The organism is Zoogloea oleivorans, assembly GCF_008107625.1.
Taxonomy (GTDB): domain Bacteria; phylum Pseudomonadota; class Gammaproteobacteria; order Burkholderiales; family Rhodocyclaceae; genus Zoogloea; species Zoogloea oleivorans.
In genome coordinates this window covers 28,473-28,744 of the sequence record NZ_SDKK01000040.1, presented here as the reverse complement: position 1 = coordinate 28,744, position 272 = coordinate 28,473, and the positions used below count along the sequence as shown (strand labels likewise).

General features: G+C 69.1%; 1 protein-coding gene. It reads right to left on the bottom strand.

Annotated elements, in window-relative coordinates; genetic code table 11:
* Nucleotides 1–272 (bottom strand): cadherin-like domain-containing protein (locus tag ETQ85_RS26425; protein ID WP_187394851.1); only part of this gene is annotated, 272 nt, incomplete at both ends.

The following is a 272-nucleotide window of genomic DNA, read 5'->3' as shown; positions in this document are numbered from 1 at the left end:
GCGGCCTGGCCGGCGTCCGGATCGACGATGCTGAGGGTGCCGGAAGCGCTGGTCTGGGCGGGGGTGTCTTCCTTGACGGTGCCGGTACCGGTGCCGAGGATTGCAGTGTCGGCGAGCGGGGTGACGGTGATGATCGCGGTGGTCGAGGACGTGCCGCCGTGGCCGTCGGCAATCGTGTACGTGACGGTGACCGGCCCATTGACGTTGGGCGCCGGGGTGAAGGTCAGCGTGCCGTTTGCGTTGACGATGACACTGCCCTGGGCCGGGTCGAC